This window comes from Ketogulonicigenium vulgare WSH-001, from assembly GCF_000223375.1.
Classification (GTDB): Bacteria; Pseudomonadota; Alphaproteobacteria; order Rhodobacterales; family Rhodobacteraceae; genus Ketogulonicigenium; species Ketogulonicigenium vulgare.
On the sequence record NC_017384.1, the window covers coordinates 1,134,399 to 1,155,887 of the forward strand.

The 21,489-nt window shown below is 60.8% G+C and carries 23 protein-coding genes and 1 riboswitch; of the genes, 15 read left to right on the forward strand and 8 right to left on the reverse strand.

The features are described 5' to 3' along the window. Nucleotides 1-828, reverse strand: coding sequence for an ABC transporter permease (locus KVU_RS05645; RefSeq protein ID WP_013384377.1), 828 nt, complete (start codon nt 826-828; stop codon nt 1-3). Nucleotides 829-896: 68 nt separating this feature from the next. Further along, nucleotides 897-1,913 (reverse strand): ABC transporter substrate-binding protein, encoded by a 1,017-nt coding sequence (locus KVU_RS05650; protein ID WP_013384378.1) that lies wholly within the window; start codon nt 1,911-1,913, stop codon nt 897-899. Between the two features lie 227 nt (nt 1,914-2,140). On the opposite strand from KVU_RS05650, the gene KVU_RS05655 reads away from it, so the two are divergent. After that, complete coding sequence (locus KVU_RS05655; protein WP_013384379.1) at nt 2,141-2,545, forward strand: DUF2177 family protein; 405 nt, start codon at nt 2,141-2,143, stop codon at nt 2,543-2,545. Here KVU_RS05655 and KVU_RS05660 read toward each other — a convergent pair. The 3 genes from KVU_RS05660 to KVU_RS05670 are packed head-to-tail and all read right to left on the reverse strand — an operon-like array spanning nt 2,542 to nt 4,481. Beyond that, nucleotides 2,542-3,267, reverse strand: coding sequence for an SDR family NAD(P)-dependent oxidoreductase (locus KVU_RS05660; RefSeq protein ID WP_013384380.1), 726 nt, complete (start codon nt 3,265-3,267; stop codon nt 2,542-2,544). The two genes, KVU_RS05655 and KVU_RS05660, sit on opposite strands and share 4 nt — an antisense overlap. A gap of 3 nt (nt 3,268-3,270) precedes the next feature. Next, nucleotides 3,271-3,912 carry a ChrR family anti-sigma-E factor gene (locus KVU_RS05665; protein WP_013384381.1) on the reverse strand — a complete coding sequence of 214 codons (642 nt, stop codon included), beginning with the start codon at nt 3,910-3,912 and terminating at the stop codon, nt 3,271-3,273. Then, nucleotides 3,909-4,481, reverse strand: a complete 573-nt coding sequence (locus KVU_RS05670) for a sigma-70 family RNA polymerase sigma factor (protein WP_013384382.1) — start codon at nt 4,479-4,481, stop codon at nt 3,909-3,911. Before KVU_RS05670 ends, KVU_RS05665 begins: the two co-directional genes overlap by 4 nt. 200 nt (nt 4,482-4,681) lie before the next feature. On the opposite strand from KVU_RS05670, the gene KVU_RS05675 reads away from it, so the two are divergent. Genes KVU_RS05675 through KVU_RS05695 form a run of 5 tightly spaced genes read left to right on the forward strand, consistent with a single transcriptional unit; the run spans nt 4,682 to nt 10,618 of the window. Further along, nucleotides 4,682-5,974: an NAD(P)/FAD-dependent oxidoreductase gene (locus tag KVU_RS05675; protein ID WP_013384383.1), complete on the forward strand. Its 1,293-nt coding sequence runs from the start codon at nt 4,682-4,684 to the stop codon at nt 5,972-5,974. After that, nucleotides 5,971-6,759, forward strand: a complete 789-nt coding sequence (locus KVU_RS05680; protein ID WP_013384384.1) for a DUF1365 domain-containing protein — start codon at nt 5,971-5,973, stop codon at nt 6,757-6,759. The genes KVU_RS05675 and KVU_RS05680 overlap by 4 nt, the downstream gene beginning before the upstream one ends. After that, nucleotides 6,756-7,904, forward strand: coding sequence for a class I SAM-dependent methyltransferase (locus tag KVU_RS05685; protein WP_060486258.1), 1,149 nt, complete (start codon nt 6,756-6,758; stop codon nt 7,902-7,904). Before KVU_RS05680 ends, KVU_RS05685 begins: the two co-directional genes overlap by 4 nt. Further along, a complete protein-coding gene (locus KVU_RS05690; protein ID WP_013384387.1) occupies nt 7,901-9,337 on the forward strand; it encodes a cryptochrome/photolyase family protein in 1,437 nt (478 codons plus the stop codon). Before KVU_RS05685 ends, KVU_RS05690 begins: the two co-directional genes overlap by 4 nt. A 21-nt stretch (nt 9,338-9,358) precedes the next feature. Beyond that, on the forward strand, nt 9,359-10,618 hold the full coding sequence (locus KVU_RS05695; protein ID WP_013384388.1) for a glycerate kinase type-2 family protein: 1,260 nt from the start codon (nt 9,359-9,361) through the stop codon (nt 10,616-10,618). Here the strand turns inward: KVU_RS05695 and KVU_RS05700 are convergent. Beyond that, on the reverse strand, nt 10,615-11,235 hold the full coding sequence (locus KVU_RS05700) for a hypothetical protein (RefSeq protein WP_013384389.1): 621 nt from the start codon (nt 11,233-11,235) through the stop codon (nt 10,615-10,617). The two genes, KVU_RS05695 and KVU_RS05700, sit on opposite strands and share 4 nt — an antisense overlap. A 213-nt stretch (nt 11,236-11,448) precedes the next feature. Here KVU_RS05700 and KVU_RS05705 point away from each other — a divergent pair, with 213 nt between their 5' ends. Further along, nucleotides 11,449-11,799: a RidA family protein gene (locus KVU_RS05705; RefSeq protein WP_013384390.1), complete on the forward strand. Its 351-nt coding sequence runs from the start codon at nt 11,449-11,451 to the stop codon at nt 11,797-11,799. Nucleotides 11,800-11,831: 32 nt separating this feature from the next. Here the strand turns inward: KVU_RS05705 and KVU_RS05710 are convergent, their stop codons facing one another. Next, a complete protein-coding gene (locus KVU_RS05710) occupies nt 11,832-12,587 on the reverse strand; it encodes a cytochrome c biogenesis CcdA family protein (RefSeq protein ID WP_013384391.1) in 756 nt (251 codons plus the stop codon). Nucleotides 12,588-12,767: 180 nt separating this feature from the next. On the opposite strand from KVU_RS05710, the gene KVU_RS05715 reads away from it, so the two are divergent. From KVU_RS05715 to KVU_RS05740, 6 genes are all read left to right on the forward strand, one after another. Then, nucleotides 12,768-13,124, forward strand: coding sequence for a DUF983 domain-containing protein (locus tag KVU_RS05715; protein ID WP_013384393.1), 357 nt, complete (start codon nt 12,768-12,770; stop codon nt 13,122-13,124). Between the two features lie 461 nt (nt 13,125-13,585). Then, nucleotides 13,586-13,807, forward strand: a complete 222-nt coding sequence (nrdH, locus tag KVU_RS05720; protein ID WP_013384394.1) for a glutaredoxin-like protein NrdH — start codon at nt 13,586-13,588, stop codon at nt 13,805-13,807. Between the two features lie 98 nt (nt 13,808-13,905). Further along, complete coding sequence (gene nrdI, locus KVU_RS05725) at nt 13,906-14,295, forward strand: class Ib ribonucleoside-diphosphate reductase assembly flavoprotein NrdI (protein WP_013384395.1); 390 nt, start codon at nt 13,906-13,908, stop codon at nt 14,293-14,295. Then, nucleotides 14,295-16,451 (forward strand): class 1b ribonucleoside-diphosphate reductase subunit alpha, encoded by a 2,157-nt coding sequence (gene nrdE / locus KVU_RS05730; protein ID WP_013384396.1) that lies wholly within the window; start codon nt 14,295-14,297, stop codon nt 16,449-16,451. The genes nrdI and nrdE overlap by 1 nt, the downstream gene beginning before the upstream one ends. Nucleotides 16,452-16,460: 9 nt before the next feature. After that, a complete protein-coding gene (nrdF, locus tag KVU_RS05735; RefSeq protein WP_013384397.1) occupies nt 16,461-17,414 on the forward strand; it encodes a class 1b ribonucleoside-diphosphate reductase subunit beta in 954 nt (317 codons plus the stop codon). 3 nt (nt 17,415-17,417) lie between these two features. Continuing rightward, entirely contained in the window at nt 17,418-18,257 is an 840-nt protein-coding gene (locus tag KVU_RS05740; protein WP_013384398.1) for a sulfite exporter TauE/SafE family protein, read from the forward strand. Here the strand turns inward: KVU_RS05740 and KVU_RS05745 are convergent. Beyond that, on the reverse strand, nt 18,248-19,501 hold the full coding sequence (locus KVU_RS05745) for a D-amino acid dehydrogenase (RefSeq protein WP_013384399.1): 1,254 nt from the start codon (nt 19,499-19,501) through the stop codon (nt 18,248-18,250). The two genes, KVU_RS05740 and KVU_RS05745, sit on opposite strands and share 10 nt — an antisense overlap. Nucleotides 19,502-19,720: 219 nt before the next feature. Then, a riboswitch (glycine riboswitch) is annotated at nt 19,721-19,822 on the forward strand. Nucleotides 19,823-19,970: 148 nt separating this feature from the next. Between KVU_RS05745 and gcvT the strand changes: the two genes are divergently transcribed. Together gcvT and gcvH are read left to right on the forward strand one after the other, a co-directional pair. Continuing rightward, nucleotides 19,971-21,086, forward strand: coding sequence for a glycine cleavage system aminomethyltransferase GcvT (gene gcvT, locus KVU_RS05750; protein ID WP_013384400.1), 1,116 nt, complete (start codon nt 19,971-19,973; stop codon nt 21,084-21,086). A gap of 12 nt (nt 21,087-21,098) precedes the next feature. Continuing rightward, nucleotides 21,099-21,458: a glycine cleavage system protein GcvH gene (gene gcvH, locus KVU_RS05755; RefSeq protein ID WP_013384401.1), complete on the forward strand. Its 360-nt coding sequence runs from the start codon at nt 21,099-21,101 to the stop codon at nt 21,456-21,458. Nucleotides 21,459-21,489 lie beyond the last annotated feature (31 nt).

Sequence of the window (21,489 nt, forward strand, 5' to 3'; positions counted from 1 at the left end):
TCAAGCGGCCACCGGATTGAGACGACGCGCCAGTCGCGACATCGCCAGAACAGTAATCAGCGTGATGACGACCATAATGGCCGCAATCGTCGAGGCGCCGACCCAGTCGAACATCACCATCGCGCGCTGTTGCAAGAAGGTGCCCATCATCATCTGACGCTCGCCCCCCAAAAGCTGTGGCGTGGCATAAGAGGTGAAGGCGCCGGTAAAGACCAGCACCGCGCCCACGATCAGGCCGGGCACGGCCATCGGCAGGATCACTTGACGGAAAGTCGCGCCGGGCTTTGCACCCAGCGAGGCAGAAGCCTCGGTCAAGTCCTTGGGAATGCTTTCCAATACGCCAACCAGCGTCAGGATCATCAGCGGCACGAACAGATAGACCATCGCCGAGATGACCGCGCCTTTGGTATAAAGCATCGTCAAAGGCTCGTTGATGATACCGGTGTTCATCAGCGTGTTGTTCACGATCCCGTTGCGCCCCAGCAGCACCAGCCATGCGAAGGATCGCACAACAACGCCGGTCAGCAGCGGGAAAACAGCCGCGATGATCATCAGGCTTTTCAGCTTTGCAGGCGCGCGCGCCACGACCCAAGCGGTCGCAAAGCCGATAACAACCGAGATTACCGTGGTAATTGCCGCAATCTCGAACGTGCGCATCAGAACGGTGCGCCGCAGGTTCGAATTGAAGAATTGAACATAATTGCCGAAGAAATTCGTGGCATGTTCAAATGATGTCCCCAGCGTGGCCAGAACTGGCCAGCCAAGGAACAGCAACACCAGCAGCAATGCCGGCACACTGAGCAGCCAAGCGCGAAGGCGATTGGACATTCGTGGTCCTTCCTAAATGAAAGGGTGCCCCAAAGGGGCACCCACGTCGTATCATAATTTTCGGCGTCTTACATGCCGAAGATTTCGTTCCAGCGTTCGATCCAGTCGCCTTTAGCGGCGTTCATCTGCGCATAATCCACACGGTTCAGCGATGCAATCGCATCCGCGCCGTAAGTCCAGGCCGCGGCCTGTTCGTCGGTCAGCGTAACACCGGTGTTGACGGGCGCATCGACGCCCTGCTCGGCGTTGATCTGTTGCACTTCCTGCGACAGGATGAAGTCGATGAACTGGTAGGCCAGATCGGTGTTTTCTGCGCCAACGGGGATGTTGACGGTGTTCAGCGTGGCAATATCGCCCTCAGCCAGATCAGCCCAAACCATCGTCGGAACAGCGGCTTGCAGCGAGGCAAAGGTAAAGTCCTGTGCAACTGCGACCGACGCTTCGCCGGTCGAGATCAGGTTCACCATTTCCGAACCGGTGTTGTAGTTCTTAGCCGAGTTCGCCTTCAGCGTCTCGATCGCGGCGAATGCGCCGTCGGCATCCGCAAAAGCGTCAACGCCTGCATGTTGGCCAGCCAGCATGACGACCATCGGGCCAGCGGTAGTGGTGATCCCCGGCAGCGTCACCGACGACGCCAGATCGGCACGCCACAGATCGTTCCACGAGGTCAGCGGCTCGGTACGGGCCGAATCATAGACGACGCCGACGCGGCCGATGGTGTAAGCCGGGCCGTAGGGACCTTGGGGATTACGGGCCAGATCGTAGATGTTTTCCAGGTTCGGCAGACGGCTGGCGTCGATCTCTTGGAACAGGCCCTGCTCGATCCCGGTTTGCGAGAACGAATCCGCCAGATAGATCACGTCGATGCCTGCGCCGCCGCGGGCAGCCAGTTTGCCCAGACGGTCCGCGTTGTTGCCGGTCTCGAACACGATGTCGCAGCCGCAGATTTCCTTGAACGGCTGGATGATATTCGCGTCAAGCTTGTCGCCGTTATAGCCCCACCACGAGATGGTCAGGGTCTGGGCTTGGGCCATGCCCGCGCTGAGCGCAATCGCAATGGCCGAAAGGCTGGTAAGGGATTTCATCAGGGACAACTCCTGCAAAGGGGACTGGCAAAACAGACTGGCCACGCGATAGTCGCGGCTTTGGGACAACGCAACTGATTTACCTTTGTAACGCGAATGCGAAGGCAGGAGAATGGGCAGATCGGCATATGACGATCAATTTTTAGGCGTCTGGTGACATAGACTGTGATCCAGCCTGCCGCCCGCGCCGTAATACAAGCAAAACCAACCCAGCAGCGGAGGCGGATATGGGACAGGTGATTGGGCTATACCTTGTGACGGCAGTGGTCTTTCTGGGCCTTGATGCGATCGGCATTACCCGGATGATCCAGCCGCTGTTTGCGCGCCATATCGGCCATCTGTTCGCCGATCCGCTGCGCGTGGTGCCCGCGGCGCTGTTCTATTTGGGCTATGTGGCGGGCGTGATCTATCTGGTGTCCCTGCCCGCGCTGCGTGCAGGCGCGCCGATGCAGGCATTGATCAGCGGATTGATCCTGGGTCTGCTGGCCTATGGCACCTATGAATTCACCAATTACGCGACGCTGCAGGACTGGCACTGGCATCAGGTCGCGGTCGATCTGACTTGGGGCACGCTGCTGACCGGATTTTCGGCTTGGGTCGGTGTTGCGGTGTTCAGCGGCAAGCTGGCCTAAAGCTTCATCCGGCGCGTGACGGCAAAGGCGATGAAATACGGCATCATCGCCAGCGCTTTCAGCGCAAAGGTGATGTGTTTGGGGAAATGAATCTCGAACGCTTTCGATTGCAGGCCGCGCAGCGTCAGCTGGGCGGCTTTTTCGGGCGTGATGATGCCAGGCATTGGAAAGTCGTTGCGGGCCGTCATGCGCGTGGCGACAAAACCGGGACAGACCAGCCGCACATCAACGCGGGGGGCAAGTTCGACGCGCAACGTTTCGGCCAGATTGTTCACGGCCGCTTTGGTCATGGAATAGGCTTGGCCGTTCGGCAGCCCCAGATAACCAGCGACCGATCCGAACAGCACCAACTGACCGCCATCGCGCAGCAGTGGCGGACATAGCCGCGCCACATCCAGCGTGCCCAGCACATTGACGCGCACCAGATCCGCCGTGCGATCGGGGTCAAGCTGCGCCACAGGCGCGGGATCATAAAGCGCGGCGGTGCAAATCACTGCATCGAGCGGCGCGGTCACTTGCGCGCAGGCGGCGGGCAGACTCGCCGGATCAAGCAGATCAAGCGGCAGCACTTGCGCATCAGGGAAATTCTGCCGCAGCACATCTGCGCTGCGTGCGGACAGGATCAACTGCGCGCCTTGGGCTTGCAGCGCGCGCGCCATCGCCTCGCCAATGCCGGCGCTGGCGCCGATAACCCAAATCCGCTTTCCGGCAAAGAATGACATGATCTAGATCCTAAACAGCGGCTGCAAAAGCCTTGGAAGGAATGAGAAAAACCGCAAAGGCGCATCCGTTGCAGCAAGGCAGATGCAAGGCTGCCCCGGATCGGCAATCGGCTGGTGATCGACGTCGTCATGCGCCACCTCGACATCGCCGCGCCCGAACCGGCCCAGCACATCCGAGAAACTGCCCTGCAACACCAGCGTCAGCTCGAGCCCGCCGTGGCCGTGTTCCGGCACCGCAGCGCCCGGTGGAATATACAAAAGCCTAAGCGAGCCGCCCTCGTCCGCCGACAGGATCTGCTGGCGGATGCCGCCGCCCAGCATGCTCCATTTGGGAGGGTTGCCACCCAGCTCGCGCATGACGGGTTCGGGGAAAATACCGGAACTGCGGATCTGCTCTAGCCGTCCAACGGGCGGTGGCAAGTCCAGCGCATCCATCATCCGCGCGCGCAGATCAGCCCCGACCGGCGCCTGATCCAAGCCGTCCAGCACGGCGCCGCCCAGCATATCGGTAGCCTCGATTTGCGCGCGGCATTCGTCGCAAAGGGAAATATGCGCCGCAATCGCCACGCTGAACGCATGGGACAGGCGGCCATCGGCATAATCACGCAGCAAGGCGTCAGAGATATGATGCGTAATCGCGGTCATGGCTTTAGATCTCGCAACTCGTGGCGCAGGCGCTCAAGCGCAAGTCGGATCCGCGATTTGATCGTACCAAGCGGCAGACCAGAGATCGCACTGATCTGGCTATGGGGAAGGTCGTCGACATAGGCTTGGCGGATCGCGCCTTGCTGTTCGGGCGGCAGTTGCGCCAGCGCATCATGCAGCAAAGCGGCCTCTTCGCGCAGCGACAGGGCAAATGTCGCGTCATCGGTGCGGGTTTCGGTCACCACCAGCAACTCGGGCAGCGGCAGCGGTTTGCGCCGCGACAGGTCAATCTGCCGGTTGCGGGCGATGCGATAGATCCAGGCCGACGCCTCGGCCCGGGCGGGGTCAAATTGCGCCGCCTTGTGCCAGACGTTCAGCATCACATCTTGGACGACATCATCGGCGCTGCCATCGCGCAGCCCGCCGCGCAGCAACATCGCCTTTAGCCGCGGCGCGAAATGGTCGAACAGCAGGCCAAAGGCTGCACGGTCACGCTGATCACGCACGGCAAGCAGTGCGGCCGTCAGCGTCGAATAGGGAGGCGTTTGCGCAGTCGCAAGATCGGTCATGGGGGCGATGATCCCCCGCGATCGCGCGGGGAGCAAGTCCATATCGTGCGGCTGTAAGACAATAATGTCCATGGCGAGCTGTAACGTCATACACTGTCTACGCCCCCGCCGCGCAGGCGGATCAAAAAAGGCAAAGATTTCTTCTGATCCAAGCGGCACGGCGTGACGTATAAACATCAAATAGCAAGATAGGACCCACCATGCCGTTTGATGCAAGCAAAGGTGCCCCGCAACGGATTGCCGTTATCGGCGGTGGGATCTCTGGTCTGTCATCGGCCTATTTCCTGTCGCGCCATCATCACGTGACCGTATTCGAGGCGGAGGATCGTCTTGGCGGTCATGCCCGCACGGTGATGGCGGGCAAGCGCGGCGATGTGGCGGTGGATACCGGATTTATCGTCTTTAACTATGCCAATTACCCGCATCTGACCGCCCTTTTCAACGCGCTGGATGTGCCGGTCAAGAAAAGCAATATGAGCTTTGCCGTCTCGCTGGACGGCGGGCGCGTTGAATTTGCGATGGATACGCTGGCCAGCATCTTTGGCCAGCGCCGCAATATGGCCGATCCGCGCTTTTATGGGATGCTGTTCGATATCCTGCGCTTTAACGCACGGGCCGAGGCGGTGATCACCGCAAATCCTGGCCTGAGCATCGCGGGCCTGATTGACATCATGCAGCTGGGTGATCGGTTCCGCGCCCATTACCTTTATGCGCTATGCGGTGCGATCTGGTCGACACCGCGCGGCCAGATCGGCGATTTCCCGGCCGAGGCTTTGCTGCGGTTCTTGCGCAATCACGCACTGTTATCTGCGGGTGGGCAGCATCAGTGGTGGACGGTGGATGGCGGCAGCATCGCCTATGTCAGTCGCCTGACGGCCGCACTGCAAACCGCGGGCGTGGTGCTGCGGCAAAATACGCCCATTCGCGCCGTGACGCGCGGCGCAAACGGCGTCACCTTTTCGACCCATGGCGATGGCGCGATGGAATTCGATCAGGTGATCTTTGCCTGCCACGCCGATCAGGCGCTGGCGCTGCTCACCGCCCCGACCGAGGCCGAGCGCCGCGCGCTAGGTGCGATCCAGTTCCAGCCCAATCGTGCCGTACTGCATCGCCATACCGGCGTCATGCCCAAGCGCAAAAGCTGCTGGAGCGCATGGGTTTACCGTACCGATCGCGCCATGGACGCGGAACGTCAGGTCAGCATCAGCTATTGGATGAACCGCCTGCAAGGCCTGCCGCAGGATGATCCGATGTTCGTCACGCTGAACCCCGAAACACCGATCCCCGAGGCAGAGATCTACGACGAGGCTGTGTTCCGCCATCCCGTCTTTGACACCGCCGCCCTTGCTGCGCAGTCCGAGATTGCGGCGCTGCAAGGCCAGAACCACACATGGTTCACGGGCGCATGGCTGCGCAACGGCTTTCACGAGGATGGCTGTGCCAGCGCCATGCGCGTGGCGCGCCGCCTTGCGCCGCATGGGGTCACATTATGACAGCCACGCTTGCCGCGCGACTGGCCGATGGGGCGCTGCTGCATATGCGCGCCCATGTCGGCCATGCCCGGCGCGGCGGCTTGCATCACGCCTTCCGCTATCGGGTCGATTACCTGCTGTTCGCACCCGAAGTGACACACCAGCCCCCTGCCTTTTTCAGCCGCAACCGCTTTAACCTGTTTTCGTTTTACGACAGCGATCATGGCGGCGTGCGCGGCACGGGCACAGGCGCAGCTTGGGCCTGGGAAAAGCTCACCGATTCTGGCCTGACCCGCACCCCCGATATGGTGCTGGCCTTTATGACCCAGCCGCGATTCCTGGGCTATGGGTTCAACCCGGTCAGCTTTTGGATGGTGCTGCAGGACGATACGCTGGTCGCGGTCATTGCCGAGGTGAATAATACCTTTGGCCAGCGCCACAGCTATCTGTGCCATCTGGACCAATTCGCGCCGATGACGGCCAACACGCAGATCACGGCGGAAAAGATATTCTATGTCTCGCCCTTCCAAGACGTGCGCGGGCAGTATTTCTTTAATTTCAGTCTAAAACCCGACCGTGTGGCGATCCGCATCCAGCAGATCGACGGTGAGAACGGTCTGGATGCGGGGCTGACGGGCAGGTTCCAGCCGTTGACGGCCCGCGTGATCCTGCAATCCGCCCTCGCCCGGCCGGGCGGCGCGCTGCGCGTGTCGTTCCTCATCCTCTGGCACGCGATCCGCCTGCGCCTGAAAGGCGCGAAATGGCGCAAACTTCCCCCTCCTCCGACGCATGAGATCAGCCAATGACCCAAATTACCCGCACCCGCCATCTGGTCGCGCTCGAAGGGTTGGAGCATGGCCGCCTGCATCTGCGCACACCCGAGGGGCAGCAGTATCAATTCGGCTCGACCGGGCCCGAGGCGGATATCGAAATCCGCGACTGGTCGGTGCTGGCGCGCCTTGCCGCGCGCGGCAATGTGGGTCTGGGCGAGGCTTGGATCAACGGTCAGTGGCATGGCTCGTCCTTGGAAAACGTGCTGGCGCTGATGCTGCGCAACGCCGCCCCGGATTGGAGCGCCCCCGGCCCCTTTTCCGCGCTGCGCGGACGCCTTGCGGGCCGCGTGCTGCGGCGTGCGACACGCGCGCCCGGCTGGGCAGGAAACGAGTTTTTCCAGCTTTGGCTGGACCCCGGCATGTCGCTGTCGGGCGCGCTTTTTGCCGAAGGGGATGATCTGGCCGCGGCTCAGGCGCGCAAAAACGCACGTATTATCAGCCGCCTGTCCCCTGGAAAGCGCCTGCTGGACATCAGCGGTCAGTGGGGCTCCTTTGCCGAGGCCGCAGCCGGCAGCGGCTATCACGTGACGACATTGGCCGGAAATGCCGCGCAAAAGGGCTATGCCGATGCGCGTCTGGATGGCCGGGCACAGGTTGCGCTGCAACCTCTCGCCCGCGCGGTTCGTCACCCGCAAAGCTATGGCGCCTTCAACAATATCGTCGCGATCGAGGCGCTAGAGACGCTGCCGGAACGCGACTGGCCCGCATTCTTTAGCCTGATCAAGGCCAACCTCGCCCCCGGTGGCCGTGCGATTGTGCAGTCGGTGACGGTGCCTGATGCAGAGTTTTCCATGCACCGCAGCCGGGCCGACCTTGTTCGACAGCATCTGATGTCAGGGGGCGTGCTGCCGTGCAATGCGACCATCATGCGCGATGCAGCCGGCGCGGGTCTCAGCCTGCGGGCGCAGCATGACTTTGGGGCCGATTACGCGCTGACCTGCCGGATGTGGCGGGCGCAGTTACAGGATAAAACCGAACGCTTGCAACAGCTTGGTTATAGCTCTCGGTTTTTGCGCGGCTGGCAATTCTACCTCGAGGGATGCGCCGCCGCCTTTGCCGCTGCCCGTATGGATGTCGTGCAATTTGAACTGTCCCATACCGCAGAGGCGCAATCATGACCGCGCCGGGGCTATTCTGGCTAAGCCGCGACTTTCGTTTCGCGGATAATCCGGCACTGGCCGCTGCCTGCACGGATGGCCCGCTGCTGGCCGTGTTCTGCGTTGATGATCTGTTGATGAGCCAAGGCGCCGCCAGTCGCTGGCGGTTGGAACAGGCCCTGCGCGCCTTTGATGCGGCCCTGCGCAAACGCACCGGCGGGCGCGGCGTGTTGGTGCTGCGCGGCGAGCCCGACCGCATTTTGCCTGCGCTGGTCCAAAACACGGGGGCGCAGCGCATTCACCAATCGGACTGGCCGACAGCAGGGATGCGGGCTGTGCAAGACAGATTGCGCGCGGCCCTGGCCCCCCTTGGGGCCGGATTGGAATTGCACGGCGGCCATCTGCTGGCCCATCCGGCCATGTTGCGCAGCGGGGCGGGCACGCCCTATCGCGTGTATACACCCTTTGCGCGGGCTTTGCGCCAACATGGCGCGGATCGGCCGGGTCGCGATGCGCCTGCACGGATTACGCCTTGCGCCGACGACCATCAGGGCCTGGCGATCGAGACGCTTGATCTGGCACCAGATATGCATCGTGGCCGCGCCTTGCTGGCAAAATTTGCCCTGCCCGCCGGCGCGCAGCAGGCCGAGGCGCGGCTTGACACCTTCCTTGACCAAGCGGCGGTTTATCCGGCGGGGCGCGATCACCCCGATCAACCCGCCACATCCAACCTGTCCGAACATCTGGCACTGGGCGAAATCAGCCCGCGCCGGATCTGGGCGATTGCCTCGTTGCGCGCAGCAGCCGAACCCGCCCTTGCCCCCGGGATCACGAAATTCCTGTCCGAAGTGATCTGGCGCGAGTTTTCCTGGCATTTGCTGATCGCCAACCCTGATTTGCCGACACAGCCTTGGCGGCAGGAATGGTCAGAATTCCCGTGGCAACAGCGCACATCCGCCTTGTCGCGCTGGGAGCAGGCCGCGACCGGCATTTCGCTGGTGGATGCAGGCCTGCGCGAAATGCGGGTGACGGGGCGGATGCATAATCGCGTCCGCATGGTCGTCGCAAGCTGGCTGACGAAACATATGATGACCGACTGGCGTTTGGGGCTACAGCATTTTGCCGATAGCCTGACCGATTGGGACCCCGCCGCCAATGCGATGAACTGGCAATGGGTGGCGGGATGCGGCCCCGATGCCTCGCCCTATTTCCGGATTTTCAATCCGGTAAAACAGGCGGAAGAATTTGATAAAAAAGGGATTTATCGGCGCAAATGGTTGGCCGGGTTTGATGGCTCTGCCGCCCCCGAGGCGATCGCCTATCACGATAGCCTGCCGACCGATTGGCATGTCGCCCGACATTGGCGCGAGGATGCCAGCGACGAGCGCCTGCGCGGCGGGCGCGAGGCGGCGCTTGACGCCTATAACTGGTTTCGCTCAGAAAGGGCGGCGTAACCCATTCGCTGCAGGTTGAATATGACCCCTGATGCCGCCCGCACTTTGCTGCACGATATGTTCATGGCAGCGGTTGCAGCGGCAGATCCGGGGCGGGCTTTGGCGCAGTTCTTGCCCGATAGACCGCAAGGGCGCTGTATTGTGGTTGGGGCGGGAAAATCAGCGGCAGCCATGGCCCGCGCGGTCGAAGTCGCTTGGCCCGATGTGGATCTGTCGGGCGTTGTGATCACGCGATACGGCCATAGCGTGCCGACCACGCATGTAACTGTACGCGAAGCGGCCCATCCCGTCCCTGACGCCGCCGGTGCCGCCGCCACGCGTGAGGTGATGGAGGTTGCGGCACGCGCGGGCGATGGCGATCTGGTCCTGGCACTGATATCGGGCGGCGGCTCGGCCTTGATGACGCTGCCCCACCCTGATCTGACCCTCGCGGACAAAATCACCGTGAACCGCCTGTTGCTGCGCAGTGGGCTTGCGATCGAGGATATGAATAAAATCCGCCGTCGCCTGTCGCAGGTCAAAGGCGGCGGTTTGGCGCAGGCTGTTGGTGCAGGCGCCCGGCTGGTGACTTTGGCGATTTCCGATGTGCCGGGTGATGATCCGGCCGCGATTGCCTCGGGGCCGACCGTTCCCGACCCCAGCGCGGCCGAGGATCTTTCCCCGCTGGTGCAACGCCTTGGCCCGGATTTGCCCGCCGCGGCGCGAGACATCTTGCTGGGCGCGCCACCGGAAAAGCCGCATTTTGATTATGATTACCGCCTGATTGCAACGCCGCAAATGGCGCTGGAGGCGGCGGCCGAGGTTGCCCGCGCGGCCGGTATCACCCCCCTTTTACTGGGCGACGCCCTAGAGGGCGAAGCGGCGACTGTCGGCATTGTCATGGCCGGGATTGCCCGTGCCGCGGCGCGCCATGGCACGCCCGCTGCAGCCCCTGTCGTTTTGCTCTCTGGCGGCGAGACGACTGTCACGGTCCGTGACCATGCCGGTCGCGGTGGTCGCAACACGGAATTTTTGCTGTCTTGCGCTATCGCGCTGGACGGCGCCGCAAATATCTATGCGCTTGCCGCAGATACGGATGGCATTGATGGTACCGAAGATGCCGCAGGCGCAATCATCTGCCCCGATGTCCTGCAAAAGGCTGCCGCGCTGGGGTTGGACCCAAAGACCAGCCTTGCACAGCATGATAGCTATAGCATCTTTGACGCCACCGGCGATTTGATCCGCACCGGCCCTACACTTACGAATGTGAATGATTTCAGGGCTTTGCTAATTCTGCCCTAAAAGACGATCCCAAAGGCCAGCGTCAAATAAGGGATTGCGGGGTAATCCTGCAAATCGTCGTTCAGCCTTGCAATCTCGGCCTCGGCATCGCTGCGATCAACGGGGGATAGCGGCTCTAGCCCGTTCACTTGCAGTGTATGTTTGACGATCTTGGCCCCAAGTTCCGCCCGAAAGCTGACACCGCCGCCAAAGCCATAGCGATAGCCCAGTGCCACCACCGGGGCGAGCTGATGTTGCTGTTTGACCTCGATCAGAAAATGCCCCGCAATATCGCGGCCATCGGCGTTGATGTGATCGGCTTGTCCTGACAGGCGATACCCACCAATCAGCAGCCCGGCGGACAGATACAACCCGTGGTAGACATCATAATCCGCCACCAAACCCATCTGGCGACTGCGCAGATCCCCCAGCACTGTCGTGCCATCGGCGTCAAAATCCCCCGATAGCGCGCCGCCATATATCGGCAGCCGCAAACGCGTCTGATCGCTGAGGCTCATGGTGGGCGCGACATAGGCGCCAAGCGAGGAGACACCCGCCTCGACCCCCAGCGCCCCATCGGTTTGCTGTGCACCCGCGATGCCCGCCCAAAATCCGATCAGCATGATCGCTACAGCCATCCGTCCAGCCCGCATCCTTGCCCCCTGTCAGGCCGCAGCGGGATCATCCAGCGCCGCGGATCATATCGTGAAGAAAGCTTGCGCCGGGATCGCTTAAAAATCGGTTAGCATCGCCGAGGGTTTTGCCCCTTGCGCGGGCTTGCACCCCTGCGCCGGGGGTGCAACAAATGCACGCCCGCCCCCGGGTATCAACAGTCCAAACAGGAAGTTCCTATGTCCGAGATCAAGCGCATCGAAACCGGCCCCCGCATGAGCGCCGCCGTCGTCTATAACGGCGTCGCCTATCTGGCCGGTCAATGCGAGGCGCCCGGCGCCGATATCACCACCCAAACCACCGAAGTTCTGGCCGAGATCGACCGCCTGCTGGCGCTGGCTGGCACCGACAAGACCCGCCTTTTGACCGCGCAAATCTGGCTGGCCGATATCAATGCCGATTTCGCGGCCATGAACGCGGTTTGGGACACTTGGGTTTCGGCCGGCAATACGCCTGCCCGCTATACCGGCGAAGCCGCACTGGCCACACCCGATTACAAAGTCGAGATCATCGTCACCGCTGCGGTGTAAGATGCAGGCGTGCGCGGGACGCCCGCGCGCGCTTACCCAATCACCGCCATGGCCGGGAATGTTTCCAGCAGCCACCAGCTAAAGGCGGTGAATTGGCCGGTGATCATCAAAAGGCCGACCGTCCACAGCATCAGGCCGGAAATACGCTCGACCCGTTCCATATGGCGGCGCAGGAAAGCCATCGGGCCCTTCAGCTTGGGGAAGAACGCCGCGACCAGCAGGAACGGAATGCCCAGGCCCGCCGCATAAAACGCCAGCATCAGCGTGCCGCGCCCCATATCCGCGCCCGAGGCCGCAAGCCCCAGAATCGCCCCCAGAATCGGCCCAAGGCAGGGCGTCCAGCCAAAGGCGAAGGCCAGCCCCAGCACATAGGCCCCCAAGGCCGAGCCGCCGCGATCCCCCGCATCCAGCCGCGCCTCACGCGCGAGGAAAGGAATGCGCAAGATGTTCATGAAATGCAGGCCAAAAAACATGATGACGATGCCCGCAACCAGCAGCGTCACATCCTGATATTGCAAGAACACCCGCCCCATCGCGGAAAAGGCAAAGCCCAGCAGCAAAAAGACGGTCGACAGGCCCATGACAAAAAATAGCGCCGACAGCATCACCGCGCGGCGGGCGGCTTTATCCTCGCTCATGTCATTGACGGACACCCCGCCCATATAGGCCAGGTAGGGCGGCACGATCGGCAGCACGCAGGGGCTGAGGAATGACAGCGCCCCCGCCAGCAAGGCAATCGCCGCTGCCAACATGAAACCCGCATCAAGGAAAGTGGCCGCGTCTAACATGGAAAGCCCAAGATTTATTGTATGTTCTGACCGCTCTAGCGCGTTATCGGCAAAAGGTCATCCCTTGGCGGCGCGGCGCACCTTCACAACTGCATCATAGCGCAGCGCTTGAGGCTTTGGGGCAAGGCTTTTATAAGGTGGCGACCGCTCGCATTCAGCGGGCCTAAAGGAGACGCTGCGATGCCGGATCAGATTTTGACGCGAAACACCGGTCAAGCAATCACCCGTGGCACCTTGGGCCGCTGCCCCAAATGCGGCGAAGGCAAGATCTTTGCCGGTTATCTGGCCACCGCCCCCGCCTGCGGGGCCTGCGGCGAAGATTTCTCGCAGCTGCGCACCGCTGATGGTCCGGCGTTCTTCACTATGTCCATCGTCGGCCTTTTGCTGATTCCCGCCCTGTGGCTGGGCTTTATCTATTTGCCCGATCCGTTAACGCTTGCCGTCACAGTCTCGGGCTCGATTCTGGTGCTGACCTTGATTCTGTTGCGTCTGGTGAAGGGCGGCTGGCTGGGACTGGAATGGGCGCACCGGCACTAGACCCCATGCCGCAGCAGATGCGCTATTTTTCATCATAGCGAACGCACTGAAATTTCACGCGGCGTCAGGGGGGTCATCTTCGTCTGGCCCTGCGTGATAGAAAATTATACGTGAATTAGGGTGCTTGTAGGGCAGTGTTCTGCCGCCGTCTCATGCGGACCTTCGAAGGTTAATTTTCGACCAATTGCATGAAGGCAAATAAGTGCCACATTCTCGCAGACCGCTGACAATTTTCCGTTGACCTTGGCGCGCACCAAACGCAATATGTTGAGACGAAATGATGAACGCACACTACCAACAGACATGACGCTAGGTCGCCCCTTGCCGCCACCGTCACTGTCCTTCAGTTGAAGTCAGCCGACACCATACCGATATTAAGACAGTCATGGCATTCATCCGGTGACCCGAAATCCGTTCGGGCCGCACCGGATAGAACGCCCCAAAACAAAGGGACACGAGGCATGTCGATCATGATCTATTCCAAGCCCGGCTGCGTGCAATGCACCGCAACGGCACGCGCAATGGACGCCCGTGACATCTCGTTCGAGATGGTTGATGTCACTGTTGACGCCAATGCGTTTGCGGCCGTCGAAGCCCTGGGTTACCGCCAGCTTCCCGTCGTTGTGGCTGATGACCAGCATTGGTCTGGCTTTCGCCCCGACCGGATTGCGGCCCTCGCCTGATCGCAGGCAAACAGATCGCGCAGTCCAAGACGCCCACCCCTAGCCGACAACCCGTCATGTGAGGGGGCCTTCCCCCTCTCCAAGTTTTCGGCGCCACGATGATACCGATTTACTTCTATTCCTCGGGCACGGGAAATACGCTGAAACTGGCCGAGAAACTGGATCGGCCCGTGATACGTATTCCCATCCGGCAGGACGATCCCCTGCCGGTGCCGGATGGCCCATTTGTTTTAATGGTGCCAACCTATGGTGATGGGAATGGGCGCGGCATCGTGCCCAAAAGGGTGATTCACTTTCTGAACGATCCCGAGAATCGCAAATATTTGCGCGGGGTCGTTGGCACTGGGAACCGAAATTTCGGGACGCTGTTTTGTCAGGCCGCACGGATCGTGGCCCAAAAATGCGGCGTCCCTGTCCTTCACATGGCTGAACTTGCCGGCACCGCAGCCGATGTTCGCGCCATCAACGATATATTAGCGAGGCTGTGATGCTCGACCAAGAACCCAAACACCATACGATCCCCTCGGTCTGGAGCGGTTTGGACTATCACGCTCTGAACGCCGTGCTGAACCTGCCCGACGCCAATGGCCGCGTCTCGTTCGAGGCGGACCGCCATGCGGCGCGCGAATATTTCCTGCGCCACGTGAACCAAAATACCGTGTTCTTCCATAGCCTTGCTGAAAAGCTCGATTACCTTGTCGATGAGGGCTATTACGAGGCTGAGGTGCTGGAGCAATATTCCACGCCCTTCAAGGAATCGATCTGGGCGCAGGCTTGGGCGCATAAATTCCGCTTCTCGACCTTCCTTGGCGCGTTCAAATATTACACCAGCTACACGCTGAAAACGCGCGACGGGAACCGCTATCTTGAGCGTTTCGAAGATCGCGTCGTCATGGTTGCGCTGGCTTTGGCACGCGGCAACGAAGTGCTGGCCCGCCGCATCGTCGACGAAGTGCTGACCGGCCGTTTCCAACCCGCCACCCCGACCTTCCTGAACGCAGGTAAAAAGTCGCGCGGCGAGTTGGTCTCGTGTTTCCTGCTGCGTTTCGAAGACAATATGGAATCCATCGGTCGCGGCATCAACTCGGCGCTGCAACTGTCCAAGCGTGGCGGCGGCGTTGCCCTGCTGCTATCGAACCTGCGCGAGGCTGGCGCCCCGATCAAAGGCATCGCGAACCAGTCGTCGGGCGTCATTCCGGTGATGAAACTGCTGGAAGACAGCTTTAGTTATGCCAACCAGCTGGGCGCGCGCCAAGGCGCGGGTGCGGTCTATCTGCACGCCCACCACCCCGATATCATGCGCTTCCTTGATACCAAGCGCGAGAATGCGGATGAAAAGATCCGGATCAAAACGCTGTCGCTGGGCGTCGTGATCCCCGACATCACCTTCGAGCTCGCGAAGAACAACGCCGATATGTATATGTTCTCGCCCCATGATGTTGAAAAGGTGACGGGCAAGGCCTTTGGCGATATCTCGATCTCGGAACATTACTACGATTTCGTGGACGATCCGCGCATTCACAAGACCAAGATGAAGGCACGTCAGTTCTTCCAGACGTTGGCCGAAGTCCAGTTCGAAAGCGGCTATCCCTATATCTTGTTCGAAGACACGGCGAACCGCGCCAACCCGATCGACGGCCGGATCAATATGTCGAACCTGTGTTCGGAAATTCTGCAGGTCAACAGCCCCTCGGTGCTGAACGAAGACCTGACCTTTGCGGATATCGGCTCGGACATCTCGTGCAACCTTGGCTCGCTGAACGTGGCGAAGGTCATCGACAATGGCGATATCGGTGTCGCGGTTGAAACCGCGATCCGCGCCCTGACCGCTGTGTCGGAAATGAGCGCGATCGACTCGGTGCCGTCGGTGCGTGCGGGCAATGACCGCTCGCATGCCATTGGCCTTGGCCAAATGAACCTGCATGGCTTTCTGGCGCGTGAGCGTATCCATTACGACAGCCCCGAGGCGCTTGATTTCACCCGTGCCTATTTCGCGGCGGTCGCCTTCCATGCGATCAACGCCTCGAACAAGATCGCGGTCGAGCGGAACGAGACCTTCGACGGTTTTGAAAAGTCGCGCTATGCCGACGGCAGCTTCTTTGACATGTATCTAGAGGAAAGCTTTGCGCCGACTTCGGATAAGGTGCGCGAAGTGCTGGAAAAATTCGGCGTCGCCCTGCCCAGCGTGGCCGATTGGGGCGCGCTGAAAGAGCGGGTCATGAAAGACGGCCTGTTCAACCGCAACCTGCAAGCGATCCCGCCGACCGGCTCGATCAGCTATATCAACCATGCCACCGCCTCGATCCACCCGGTCGCGGCAAAGGTGGAAATCCGCAAAGAGGGCAAGATCGGCCGCGTTTACTATCCCGCGCCCTATCTGACCAACGAGAATGCGGAATATTACCGTGATGCCTATGAAATCGGCCCCGAGGCGATCATCGACCTTTACGCCGAGGCGACGCGTCACGTCGACCAAGGTCTGTCGCTGACCCTGTTCTTCCCCGATACCGCCACCACACGCGATATCAACAAGGCGCAAATCTACGCCTGGAAGAAAGGGATCAAGACGATCTATTACATCCGCCTGCGCCAAGCTGCCCTTGCGGGCACCGAAGTGACGGCTTGCGTCTCCTGCCAACTGTAAGGCCAAACAGTGACATTTCACGCCATCAACTGGAACCGGATCGCGGATGACCGCGATCTGGAGATCTGGAACCGCCTGACCTCGAACTTCTGGTTGCCTGAAAAGGTGCCGCTGTCGAATGACATTCAATCGTGGTCAAGCTTTACGGAGGCTGAAAAGCAGCTGACGATCCGTGTTTTCACGGGCCTGACGCTGCTGGACACGATCCAAAGCAAGGCCGGCGCGCCCGCCCTGATGAAGGACGCCCTGACCCCGCATGAAGAGGCGGTTTTCGCCAATATCTGCTTTATGGAGGCCGTGCACGCGCGGTCCTATTCGTCGATCTTTTCGACGCTTTGCACGACGGTCGAGATTGACGAAGCCTTCCGCTGGGCCGAGTTGAACAAAGACCTGCAGCGCAAGGCCAAGCTGATCGAGGCCTGCTATACCGATGACACCCAGCCGCTAAAGAAAAAGATCGCCTCGGTCTTTCTTGAAAGCTTTATGTTCTATTCGGGTTTCTACCTGCCGCTGCACTGGGCCTCGCGCGCGCGCTTGACCAATACGGCTGACCTGATCCGTCTGATCATCAAGGACGAGGCCGTTCACGGCTATTACATCGGCTACAAATTCCAGCTGGGCTATGCACTGCTGCCCGAGGCAGAAAAGGAAGAGCTGAAGGGCTTTGCCTATGACCTGCTGCTGCAACTCTATGAGATCGAATGCAGCTATGCCGCCGATCTGTATGACGGCATCGGCCTGACCGAGGACGTAAAGCAGTTCCTGCATTACAATGCGAACAAGTCACTGATGAACCTTGGTTTTGACCCGATCTTCCCGGATGAGATCACGAATTTCAACCCGGCGGTTCTGGCAGCATTGGCCCCCGATGCCAATGAAAACCACGACTTCTTCTCGGGTTCGGGATCGTCCTATGTGATCGGACGCACCGTGCCGACGCAGGACGATGACTGGACCTTCTAGTCCATGCTGTTTGGGGCACTTGGCCTTGACGCATTGATCCCCATGATAGGCGCGCTGGTGATTGCCGGCGCGCTTTCTGGCCTTATGGCGGGGCTATTTGGCATCGGCGGCGGCGCGATTTCAGTGCCGGTGCTGTATGAGATTTTTCGCCTGATCGGCGTCGATCCCGCAGTGTGCATGCCGCTGGCGGTAGGCACGTCGCTCGCGATTATTGTGCCGACATCCTTTACCTCGGCGCGTGGGCATTACCTGCGCGGCACGCTGGATATGGAATTGATCCGCATCTGGGCCGTGCCTGTGATCTTGGGCGTCGCCATCGGTGCTGTGATCGCACGCTATGCCAATGCGGCCGTGTTCCAGATCGTTTTCGTGATCGTGGCCTCGGTTAATGCCTTGAAATTGCTGAGCGGTGGCGCGCGCTGGCAGATCGCCGACAGCCTGCCCGGTCGGTTTGCCATTCGGATTTATGGGCTGATTATCGGTCTTTTGTCATCGCTGATGGGGATTGGCGGCGGCACGATCACCAATCTGGTGCTGACGCTTTACGGCATCGACATTCGCCGCGCGATCTCGACCGCGGCGGGGGTCGGCACGTTGATCGCCCTGCCCGGCGCGATTGGCTATGTCATCGCGGGCTGGGGCAAGCCCGGCCTGCCGCCCGATGCGCTGGGTTATGTCTCGACCCTTGCGCTGGTGCTGACGGTGCCGACGACGGTGCTGGTCACGCCCATCGGCGTATGGCTGGCCCATACGCTGCCGCGCCGCACGCTAGAGGTCTGTTTCGGCCTGTTCCTGCTGACAGTCTCAGGCCGATTCATATTCGAGCTGATGTTTCAGCGGTAACGCCCGATCGCCAGATCATCCGCCTGAATAGCCGGCGCGCGGCCCGAAATGATATCCGCCAGCACCCGACCCGAGCCTGCCGACATCGTCCAGCCCAGCGTGCCATGGCCGGTGTTAAGGAACAGGTTCGGCACATTGGTCGGGCCGACCACGGGCGTGCCATCGGGCGTCATCGGCCGGAAGCCCGTCCAGAACGTCGCCTTTTCCAGATCGCCCGCATTGCCAAACAGATCGGTCAGCGAATGTTCCAGCGCGGCACGGCGCTTTGACGGCAAGCTGCGGTCAAAGCCGTTGATCTCGGCCATGCCGCCGACGCGGATACGGTCACCCAGACGGGTGATCGCGATTTTATGCGCCTCATCCATGACGGTCGATTCAGGCGCGCGCGCACTGTTGGCGATCGGCGCGGTGATCGAATAGCCCTTCATCGGATAGACCGGCAGATCCAGACCCAAGGGTTTGAGAATAAAGGGCGAATAGCTACCCATCGCCACAACATAGGCATCGGCACTCAGCAGTCCCGCACTGGTATCCACGGCCGAGATTTTGCCGCCCTCGGTCATCAACCGATTGATGGTGACGCCATTCATAAAGGTGACGCCCGCAGCCTCGGCCATCGCGGCCAGCGCATTGGTGAACAGATAGCAATCGCCGGTCTCGTCACCCGGCAGGAACAACCCGCCGACGATTTTGTCTTGCGACGCGGCAAGGCCCGGCTCGCGCAGGGTGCAGCCAGCGGGGTCCAGCAACTCGAACGGCACGCCTTCGGCGCGCAGCACGTCGATGTCTTTTTGCAGCGCGTCGATGGTTTTCTGGTTGCGGAATACCTCCAGCGTGCCTTGCTGGCGGGCCTCATATTGGATGCCGGTCTCGGCGCGCAAAGCAATCAGGCAATCGCGCGAATATTCAGCAAGGCGCATCATGCGCCCCTTGTTCAGCGCATAGGCAGAGGTGGTGCAATTCATCAGCATCTGCCACATCCAGCGGATCTTGCGCGGCTCGGGCATGGGGTTGATGATCAGCGGAGGATGCTTGCTGAACATCCATTTGATCGCCTTTAGCGGAATGCCAGGCGCGGCCCAAGGCGTGGAATAACCGGGAGAAATCTCGCCCGCATTGGCAAAGCTGGTCTCTAGCGCCGGGCCGCCTTGGCGGTCGATCACCGTCACCTCATGGCCATCTTGCGCCAGATACCATGCGGTTGTGACGCCAATCACACCCGACCCCAAGATAATTACTTTCATAGGCGCCCTGCTGTAGACAAAATTACGATGGATCAACTTTAATGCGCAAAGATGGGAGAGGTTCGCAAAGTTGCGCTGCGCCGTCCGGGTCAGACGTATAATCATCGTATTTATTGCAATATGTTCGAAGATTCTTCGAACTGATTAAACCTTATGCGAATGATCTTTCGCTTGCACGAAAGCTCTTGTCAGAATCGCATCTGCTTTGCTAACTGCCCCTCGTCAGGATCGGGAGAAGCTAGCGCAGTCATTTGGCAAACGCTGGTGCCGAAGGAGCAACCGCCCCGGTAAACTCTCAGGCAAACGGGACCATCCTGACAACGGACTCTGGAGAGTGGCCATCTGGCCCGCCGAAGGGATAACGATCTCAGGCGCCCTGCAAAGGGTAAAGACAGAGGGGGCACGACAGGCAGGCGTTGACCTGCTGCTGTGCTTGGCTATGCGCCAGCCGTTTAAATAGGGGTGGGCAATGGCCGACTTGAATACGCTGCGGCTGCTGCCGCTGGATGCCTTGCATCAAGAATGTGGCGCGAAAATGTGCCCTTTCGCCGGCTATCGGATGCCGATCAACTTCCCCGCTGGCGTGATGAAGGAACATCTGCACACCCGCAGCCATGCCGGTCTGTTCGATGTCAGCCATATGGGTCAGGTGCTGCTGCAGCCCAAGGGCGATATGGCCACCGTCGCGCTGGCGTTCGAGGCACTGATGCCGGTCGATGTGCTGGCCCTGCAGCCCGGTCGCCAACGCTATGGCCTGCTGACCAATGCGGCGGGCGGTATTTTGGACGATCTGATGTTCGCCAACCGCGGTGATCATTACTACGTCGTCGTCAACGCTGCCTGCAAAGAGACCGATATCGCCCATCTGACCGCGCATCTGTCGGATGTGGCCGATGTCATCCCCGTCACCGACCGCGCCCTGTTGGCCCTACAAGGCCCCGAGGCCGAGGCTGTGCTGGAGGCCATCGTCCCCGGCACCGCCGCCATGCGCTTTATGGATGTGGCGATTTTTGGCGATCTGTGGATCTCGCGCTCGGGCTATACCGGCGAGGACGGCTATGAGATTTCTCTGCCCGAGGATCTGGCCGACGCCTTTGCCCGCAAGCTGCTGGCCGATCCGCGCGTGCTGCCCATCGGCCTTGGCGCGCGCGACAGCCTGCGTCTGGAAGCGGGCATGTGCCTTTACGGCCATGACATCGACACCACCACCTCGCCCGTCGAGGCTGGCCTGACCTGGGCCATCCAGAAATCGCGCCGCACCGGCGGCGCACGCGCGGGCGGTTTCCCCGGTGCCGCCCGTATTTTGCACGAATTAGAACATGGTCCCGCCCGTCTGCGCGTCGGCCTGCTGCCCGAAGGTCGCGCCCCCTTGCGCGAAGGCGTGCCGCTGGTCGAGGATGGTGCCGTGATCGGCCAGATCACCTCGGGCGGGTTTTCCCCCTCGGGCGAGCGGCCGATTGCAATGGGCTATGTTCCCACCCCCCATGCCGCGGAAGGCACCCCGCTTACGGCCGAGCTGCGCGGACGCGCCGCCCCCGCCACCGTGACCGCCCTGCCTTTCCAGCCCAACCGTTACAAACGCTAAGGAAATCCTGCGATGAAATATACCGAAGAACACGAATGGCTGCGCGCTGATGGCGAAATCATCACCGTCGGCATCACCGCCTTTGCTGCCGAGCAACTGGGCGATGTCGTTTTCGTCGAACTGCCCGAGGTTGAGACCGTTGTCGCAACCGGTGACGAGGTTGCCGTGATCGAAAGCGTGAAAGCCGCATCCGAAATCCTCGCGCCGCTGAACGGCGAGATTGTCGAAGTGAATGCGGCACTCATCGATAACCCCGCGCTGGTCAGCGAAGACCCGTTGGGCGCTGGCTGGTTTTTCAAGATCAAAATCGACGATCTGGCCGCCCTCGATGGTCTGATGAGCGAAGACGAATACAACGACCACATCGCCTAAACGGCAAAGCGCAGCATTTCTGACAGGGTTT